Here is a 7,925-nt window from a genome sequence, read left to right as displayed (position 1 = left end):
AGTTGTATCGCCGACATGCGTGGCCGCAGCGGATTTGAGCACGCTCTCTACCCACAAGCCGACTATCTTAACCAGTGTTTTGCGACGGCCAATCAGGTAGATGTCGGTGATATCATTAGCGCCGGCTTTCAAGGGGCAGAAATAAAAAAAGAACTTAACTTAAGACGAATTGCAGCTGTAACCCAGCTCAAACTCAAAAAACAAGCAGCAACATAAGATATTCAAAAATAAATATTGTAGCTGAGTTGTAAAAATCGAAGCGATTCTAGGTGAAATGCCGCACTTTTTTCGATAAAAAGTGTTCAAATTGACTATAAAAAAAGCTTTTGAAAAAAATTTATACATCTACAGCGATTAAAGTCATTAATATTCGTAGCAAATTAAAATAGCTATGTCATAATTAGGCAGTTTCGATTACAAAGTGGCGAAACTTTCAAATCCAACCTATTTTAAGGGATTTTTTATAATGAACAAAAAAGTACTGATGATTGCTGGTTTAGCAATGACTGCCCTACTAGGTGGTTGTGCAAACACTACTGCTCTGGAAGAAAGCGTTGCAACTCTGGGCAACAAAGTTGATCAATTGTCAGCTGATGTCGGCTCTCTGAAATCTGAGCAAAGCAAACTGTCTGCAGACGTTAAAGATGCTAAAGCAGCAGCTATGGACGCACAAGCAGAAGCTAAACGTGCTAACGACCGTCTGGACAACGTTGCTTCTCGTTACAAGAAGTAATGATAGCAATTTAACCTACCATTCTGTAGGTTAAGCATCAAAGGCTTGCGAGAGATGAAAGCGAATAGCACATCTATCCAAGCCTTTTTTTATCGCCCTTTTTTCATCCTACGATGCATTATACGCAGCGATTGTTAAACACTGCTCTGTTTAAAGACAGCTCTCTTAAACACCGCTATCTTAAACACTGCTATCTTAGCCACAGTTCTCTTAGCCACAGTTCTCTTAGCCGCGATGCCGCTCTTCGCCGTAACACCCACTTGAACACACAGCCTTTAAGCTCGGCGCCAATCGATTTATCCACGACGGCGATAGCGACTCGTGTAAACCTGCACAACTAGACGACACTACGCCAACCATGCAACACCAACCAAGCCACACCTTCAGCCGAGCCCTCTATTTGCCAAGCGACACACTTTCAAGCCAACCACACTCTAAGACAACCACACTCTAAGCCAATCACAGAATCGCAGTAAAGCACCACACACGCCACTTAGCATAATCCCCAAGTAACAGATGCCCCTAGCCCTCGCAAAGAGTTCGAACTAAGGAGCCGTCTTTTGGGTCACCACCAATAAAAAATCCACTTCGAGCGCGGCAAAATGTTGTGTTCTGATGGCATTTTTCATCTTATCGGTCGCCCGCCAAGCGTAAGGGGTCATATCCAAGAGCGTCAATGCTTGCTCCCCGGTAACATCTAAGGTGAAGCGTACAGGATGACTGCTCTTAACAGTTAAACCCGATGGCAAATTCACTTGCTGTGATTTTTCGGTGAGATCGCTATATACGTATTGTTTCAATTGCCACAGATGTCGAGGACCTAGGGTGACTAACAGCAACACTCCCTGATCTTTCAGTACACGGACCAACTCCTTTCCCTTGAGCGGCTTATCAATTACCGTCACGAGATCTAGGCTGTTGTCGGAAAAAGGCAGTACTTTTGATGTGCTTAAACACAATATTCCGGGAGTTTGCGCTTTAGCCGCCGCAAAAATAGCATTTTCAGCATCCGCTACCCCGACCCATTGCAGCAGATCATCGTGGCGCTGGGCTAGCTGGGCAGATAACGCGCGAAGGTAAAACCCGTCTGCACATTCATACTCCAATAAGCTCATATCCGGCTGATAGTACTCGCCGATGATCTGCGCCAACTGCACAACCAAGGGCTCAAAAATGCCCGATTCTAATAAAAAACGCTTTGCGCGGATTTGCTGGCGAGAATCCCCTGTGGGTTTTTGCCTTTGGGGTTGAGTAAACACCCAATAGCCTTGAGGATTGCGATCAAAATGGTGCTTGTTGCCACAATAAAATCCTTGGGACGCTTGATGCTGCTGCAATGGCAGAGCGCAGGTTGGGCATTGAAACGAGAGTGTCATAATTGGCTCCAAAATGACAGCGGCGTCACCCTGTAAAAAGTCACGTGACAGCCAAATGGCGGGCACAAGACCCGCCCTTCAACACATTGCACGTGTTAACGGTGACTAAAGAAAGATAAACCCACATAGTACTGCGCCGAGTACCAGTCGATAAATCACAAAAGGCGTCATTCCCATACGACTAATGATTTTTAAGAAATAATGAATACAGACATAAGCGGCCACAAAAGACACCACAGTGCCTAAGGTTAACGCTTGATAATCAATAGGAACTGAGCTATCAGCAAGATCTTTCACCACTAAAATGGCGGCACCTAAACTCACAGGGACCGACATTAAAAACGAAAATCGTGCTGCCGCATCCCGACTTAGCCCCAACATCAACGCGGCGGTCATCGTCGCGCCTGAGCGAGATGTACCAGGGATCAAGGCAAGCGCCTGCGCAAAACCTATCAGTAAGGCCTTACGCCAACCCGTTTGATACACCGTTAACTCTTGACGCGACATTTTATCCGCCCACCACAGCAACAAACCAAAAACGATGGTGGTGACGGCAATCACCTCTGCGCTACGCAAATAGGTTTCAATCAAATCCTTTGCCATAAATCCAAAACAAACCGCAGGCAAGGTGGCGAGGATGATCCACCAAGCAAGCTTGCTGTCATCACTTTGAGTCCCCTTAACCATGCTTGATACCCAAGCCGTAAACATGTTCCACAATTCATGGCGAAAATAAATCACCACGGCAAATAATGATCCCGTATTCACTGCAACATCAAAAGATAAGCCTTGATCCTGCCATCCTAAAAGTTCCGACGGAAGGATAAGGTGCGCAGAACTAGAAATCGGTAAAAACTCGGTAAGACCCTGAATTAAAGCTAAAATAATTATCTGAAACGTATCCATTACGATCCCATCAACAAATTAAAACGTCAGCCCCGAAGGCCACTCAAACATCACAGGCCAAAGTCGCTGTGAATTTTTATCGTACTGCTGCCAAAGTTGACCATAGGTTTGCTTAGCAAGAGGATGAGAAAGGGCTGGCGCGAGTTCAGCTAAGGGCCATAACACAAAAGCGTTAGTGAGGATCTCAGCTCGAGGCAACGCCACAGGGGTGTCGCAAACCCTGTCATCATAAAGCAACAAGTCTAAATCCAAGGTGCGCGAACTAAACTTTTTCGCGCCCGCGGAGCGGCCGTGCTCCCGTTCAATTCGCTTAAGGTGCGCAACAACCTGGGCGACATCCCAAGACGTCTCGGCACTCGCCACCATATTTAAAAAATCCGCGCCATTAAAGCCTACAGCTTGGCTCGCATACATGGAAGAAAGCTCAAGCGGCCCAAAACATTGCCTTAATGACAAAAGCCCAGACTGCAAATGCTGCACAGGCTCAATATTACTGCCTAAACTGATATAAATCCGCGCCATGCCAATGTCCAAACCCTACTTAACTACTCGACAATCTCATCAACATGACCATGAAGATTGCAACCACAGTCCTTTAGCGACTGCGTTCAATTTCAACCCCAACGGTAGAAGCACTGGCGACAGCCCCAGGTTTCATCACTACGACTTTAACCCATGTCACATTGAATTCACTTAATACACATTGCGCCACGCGTTCAGCCACGGTTTCGATCAACTGGATAGGATGCTCAGTAATCAATTGGATCAATCGATTAGACACAGTTTCATAACACAGCGCAGAGGCGTAGTCATCCGTTGCCGCAGCCGCCTGAATGTCCCAAGCCATATCGAGATCCAACAATAGACACTGCTGGATGCATTTTTCCCACTCGTAGACACCTATCACAGTATCAACACGTAATTGCCGTATAAGTACCTTATCCATTTTGTCTCCCACACAATCACAACAAGGAGGTCTGACAAGCTTAAGGTGATTGAACCTGTATAATCCGCAATACGCTGACAGACAACTAATTTACTTTCTACTCGCGCAAATCCGAAGTAGGATAATGTTCTAAAAGGATTTGTTCGTTCAGAAAATGTCTCAGCTTTTGTGGTATCGGCCAATGACCGAATACACCAGCCGAGAAGGCTTTTTAAATTGTGGCGCGATGATACCTTAAGACGTGTAAGGAAACCAATGTGAGTCAATTAACACTGACACTTTTGATGGTTGTAGCCGCCTATTTGGCAGGTTCTGTCTCAAGTGCTGTGCTGGTATGCCGAATTCGAGGCTTACCCGATCCCAGAACCCAAGGCTCAGGCAATCCCGGCGCGACCAATGTGCTGCGTATCGGTGGCGCCAGCTCGGCTGCGATGGTGCTGTTTTTTGATATGCTCAAAGGCGCGCTGCCAACCTACCTAGCCTACTTAATGGGGATTAACGCCATCTCCCTTGGGATTATCGCCATAGCAGCCTGCCTTGGGCACATTTACCCCCTCTTTTTTGGTTTTAAGGGAGGTAAAGGTGTCGCCACCGCCTTTGGTGCAATGGCACCCATAGGTGATGATCTGGCCATTTGTCTGCTGGCATCTTGGGTCATTTTGCTGTTAATTAGCCGCTACTCGTCCCTTGCTGCCATGATCACCGCACTCCTTGCCCCGGTTTACACTTGGTGGCTTGACGATCGCTTTACGATCCCCGTTGCCATGTTATCGACACTGATCATCATCCGCCATCGGGAGAATATTCAGCGTCTACTGAAAGGCGAAGAAACCAAGGTTTCCCGCAAAAAACGCCCCAATGCCCCCTAGGCCTCACAGCCGTGCATTCGGCAAGATGGCCCTTGTGATGTGACCTAATAATCTAATAATGCCATTGCGCCAAGCGCGGCTTTCACTGGGTTGGGCTATTAATTTAAAAAGGGAAAAATGACGTTGCTCACTGACAAAAACTGCGCCTAAGCGCAGTTTTTAGTCGAATCATCATGCCATTATCGGACTGGTGGTAAGGTATCTAGCGGCCAACGGGGCTGGCCTTTTACCGCGAGCCCTTCGCATTGCCCCGCCTTTAAACGTTGTAGTCCGGCAAACGCTATCATGGCGCCATTATCAGTACAAAATTCGCCACGGGGATAATAAACTCGCCCACCAATGGAGGCCATCATCTCGGCCAAGGTTTCCCGTAAACGGGTATTGGCACTGACACCACCGGCAATCACTAAACGAGAGTAACCGGTTTGCTTTAACGCTCGGCGGCATTTTATCGCTAAGGTATCCACCACCGCCTCCTCAAATGCTCGAGCGATATTCGCGCGGGTTTGTTCATCGCTAGGCTCGGCGGCAATCGTATTAGCGGTAAACGTTTTAAGGCCTGAGAAACTAAAATCCAAACCAGGTCTATCGGTCATTGGCCGAGGGAATTGATAACCGGCCGGTACGCCGTTGGCTGCAAGCTTTGCAAGCCTTGGGCCCCCTGGATAATCTAGCCCCATTAATTTTGCTGTTTTATCAAAGGCTTCTCCGGCAGCATCATCCACCGACTCCCCTAAAACCTCATATTCACCAATGCCATCAACTTTCACCAGCATCGAATGACCACCGGACACCAATAAAGCAACAAAAGGAAATGCCGGGGCATCCTCTTCAAGCATGGGTGCCAGTAAATGTCCTTCCATGTGGTGCACACCAATTGCGGGTTTATGCCAAGCAAATGCGAGTGAGCGGCCAACGCAGGCACCGACGAGCAACGCCCCAATCAGCCCTGGGCCTTTGGTGTAAGCAATGCCATCGATATCGGCAAGACTGCTATTTGCCTCTTTAAGCGCTTGGCGGATTAACGGTACAATTTTACGCACGTGATCACGGGAAGCTAATTCAGGCACCACGCCGCCGTAATCGGCATGCAGTTTCACTTGACTATAAAGAGTGTGGGACAATAAGCCTAGCTTATCATCGTAGACGGCAATACCAGTCTCGTCACAAGATGTCTCAATACCTAGAACCCGCATGGTGCCTCATCATAAAATAACCAAAGGTCGCCAATTCTACCTGCATAGCCGCAATTACTCCAGTTACGCCGACCGATTATTCCGCCTATCCGACAACCAAGGTCGCATTAGGGCTTTACAAGCCCACAGGTCTCGGTATAAAATTCCGCACCATTTTAAATAGACTTGGTTCGAGCAATTGAACCACACAACCTACACCTAAGGGGTGATGGCGTATGCCAATTATTAAAGTACGTGAAAACGAACCATTCGACGTAGCTCTGCGTCGTTTCAAGCGCTCTTGTGAAAAAGCTGGTATTTTAGCCGACGTGCGTGCTCGTGAATTCTACGAGAAGCCAACTACTGCACGTAAGCGCGCAAAAGCAGCTGCAGTTAAACGTTTAGCTAAAAAGCTTTCTCGCGAAAACGCACGTCGCGTACGTTTATACTAATCTCTTATGAGCCTAATTGATCAGCTAAAAGACCATATGAAACAAGCCATGATCGCCAAAGAGAAGGCGAAATTGGGGACTATTCGTATGGCATTAGCCGCCATCAAACAGATTGAAGTGGATACCCGCGAATCTCTGAATGATGAGCAGGTTATAGCGGTCTTAACCAAAATGGTGAAACAACGTCGCGACTCGATTGCTCAATATGAAGCAGCAGGTCGTCACGAATTGGCCGCAGCGGAAGCAGCAGAGATTCAAGTTATTGAAGCTTTCCTGCCGACTCCCCTCACTGAGGCGGAAATCGCAGCGTTCATCGATGCCACTATTATTGAAATAGGTGCATCCTCCATGGCGGATATGGGCAAAGTAATGGGAGCATTAAAACCTAAAGTTCAAGGACGTGCAGACATGGGCGCTATCGGCGCTATGATCCGTGCAAAATTGCAATAATTAGCGTTTCAATGTATGAACAAGCCGTGCCTATGCGCGGCTTGTTTGTTTAAATTCGCTTTCAGCGAGACGTTCAACATTCAATGGCAATCCCTCGTGATTTTATCAATGAGCTAATCGCTCGCACCGATATCGTCGAACTCATCGATCGTAAGGTGCCCTTGAAGAAGGCGGGTAAGAACTATTCTGCCTGTTGTCCTTTTCATAGCGAAAAATCACCTTCTTTCACTGTTAGCCGAGATAAACAGTTTTATCATTGCTTTGGTTGCGGTGCCCACGGTAATGCCATCGACTTTGTGATGGAATATGACCGCCTCGATTTTATTGATGCCATCGAAGATCTGGCAGGCCAACTAGGATTAACCGTTCCAAGAGAGCAAGGCACAGGTAAACGCCATGATGATGGGTTAAGTCGCGACTTATACCAATTAATGGAAGACGCCAGCCGTTACTTTCAAGTTCAATTAAGACAACACCAAGACAAACAAAAGGTCGTCGATTACCTCGCCTATCGCGGTTTATCCGATGATATCGTTGAGCATTTTGGCATTGGTTTTGCTCCTGATGGTTGGGATGGCTTACTGAGCCGCTACCGCCAAAATCCAGACGCACAGGACAAGTTGCTGACCGCAGGCATGTTGATCAGTAACGACTCCGGCAAACGTTACGACAGATTCCGTGACCGACTCATGTTCCCGATCCGTGACAGACGGGGTCGTGTAATTGGCTTTGGTGGCAGAGTTTTAGGCGATGGCACACCTAAATACTTGAATTCGCCAGAAACGCCCATATTTCATAAGGGCAATGAACTCTATGGTTTATATGAACTAAAACAACGTCATCGTGATCCGGATAAAGTCTTGATTGTTGAAGGCTATATGGATGTTGTTGCTCTGGCTCAATATGGCGTGGACTACGCAGTGGCATCGCTCGGCACCTCTACCACCGCAGAACAATTCCAGTTATTGCTGCGCAGTGCCAAAGAAGTGATTTGCTGTTATGACGGTGACCGTGCCGG

10 protein-coding genes and 1 pseudogene are annotated in these 7,925 nt (G+C 47.3%); 6 read left to right on the top strand and 5 right to left on the bottom strand.

Going from position 1 to position 7,925, the window contains the following annotated elements; translation table 11 throughout:
• Positions 1 to 216 (top strand): annotated as a pseudogene (gene cca, locus ACRCZA_RS14235) (multifunctional CCA addition/repair protein); the annotation flags it as partial.
• 250 nt (positions 217 to 466) lie between these two features.
• Positions 467 to 733 carry an Lpp/OprI family alanine-zipper lipoprotein gene (locus ACRCZA_RS14230; protein WP_007650000.1) on the top strand — a complete coding sequence of 89 codons (267 nt, stop codon included), beginning with the start codon at positions 467 to 469 and terminating at the stop codon, positions 731 to 733.
• A 545-nt stretch (positions 734 to 1,278) separates the two neighbouring features.
• Here ACRCZA_RS14230 and ACRCZA_RS14225 read toward each other — a convergent pair.
• The 4 genes from ACRCZA_RS14225 to folB all read right to left on the bottom strand — a co-directional run bounded on the left by ACRCZA_RS14225 (position 1,279) and on the right by folB (position 3,961).
• Positions 1,279 to 2,109, bottom strand: coding sequence for a putative RNA methyltransferase (locus ACRCZA_RS14225; RefSeq protein ID WP_438675062.1), 831 nt, complete (start codon positions 2,107 to 2,109; stop codon positions 1,279 to 1,281).
• Positions 2,110 to 2,214: 105 nt separating this feature from the next.
• On the bottom strand, positions 2,215 to 3,015 hold the full coding sequence (locus ACRCZA_RS14220) for an undecaprenyl-diphosphate phosphatase (RefSeq protein ID WP_438675061.1): 801 nt from the start codon (positions 3,013 to 3,015) through the stop codon (positions 2,215 to 2,217).
• An 18-nt stretch (positions 3,016 to 3,033) separates the two neighbouring features.
• Positions 3,034 to 3,537 carry a 2-amino-4-hydroxy-6-hydroxymethyldihydropteridine diphosphokinase gene (gene folK, locus ACRCZA_RS14215; RefSeq protein ID WP_438675060.1) on the bottom strand — a complete coding sequence of 168 codons (504 nt, stop codon included), beginning with the start codon at positions 3,535 to 3,537 and terminating at the stop codon, positions 3,034 to 3,036.
• 73 nt (positions 3,538 to 3,610) lie between these two features.
• A complete protein-coding gene (gene folB, locus ACRCZA_RS14210) occupies positions 3,611 to 3,961 on the bottom strand; it encodes a dihydroneopterin aldolase (RefSeq protein ID WP_438675059.1) in 351 nt (116 codons plus the stop codon).
• A gap of 257 nt (positions 3,962 to 4,218) precedes the next feature.
• Between folB and plsY the strand changes: the two genes are divergently transcribed.
• Positions 4,219 to 4,830: a glycerol-3-phosphate 1-O-acyltransferase PlsY gene (plsY, locus tag ACRCZA_RS14205; protein ID WP_438675058.1), complete on the top strand. Its 612-nt coding sequence runs from the start codon at positions 4,219 to 4,221 to the stop codon at positions 4,828 to 4,830.
• Positions 4,831 to 5,009: 179 nt separating this feature from the next.
• Here plsY and tsaD read toward each other — a convergent pair whose 3' ends face one another.
• Positions 5,010 to 6,026 carry a tRNA (adenosine(37)-N6)-threonylcarbamoyltransferase complex transferase subunit TsaD gene (gene tsaD / locus ACRCZA_RS14200; RefSeq protein ID WP_438675057.1) on the bottom strand — a complete coding sequence of 339 codons (1,017 nt, stop codon included), beginning with the start codon at positions 6,024 to 6,026 and terminating at the stop codon, positions 5,010 to 5,012.
• A 215-nt stretch (positions 6,027 to 6,241) separates the two neighbouring features.
• On the opposite strand from tsaD, the gene rpsU reads away from it, so the two are divergent.
• The 3 genes from rpsU to dnaG all read left to right on the top strand — a co-directional run.
• Positions 6,242 to 6,457 (top strand): 30S ribosomal protein S21, encoded by a 216-nt coding sequence (rpsU, locus tag ACRCZA_RS14195; RefSeq protein WP_006080725.1) that lies wholly within the window; start codon positions 6,242 to 6,244, stop codon positions 6,455 to 6,457.
• Positions 6,458 to 6,463: 6 nt separating this feature from the next.
• Entirely contained in the window at positions 6,464 to 6,907 is a 444-nt protein-coding gene (locus ACRCZA_RS14190; protein WP_438675056.1) for a GatB/YqeY domain-containing protein, read from the top strand.
• Positions 6,908 to 6,990: 83 nt separating this feature from the next.
• Positions 6,991 to 7,925: DNA primase (dnaG, locus tag ACRCZA_RS14185; RefSeq protein WP_438675055.1), on the top strand; the 935-nt coding region annotated here is incomplete at its 3' end.

It is taken from the genome of Shewanella sp. (assembly GCF_051658185.1).
In the GTDB taxonomy this organism is placed as follows: domain Bacteria; phylum Pseudomonadota; class Gammaproteobacteria; order Enterobacterales; family Shewanellaceae; genus Shewanella.
Note: the sequence above shows the minus strand (reverse complement) of the source record. Positions and strands in the feature narration are given on the sequence as shown.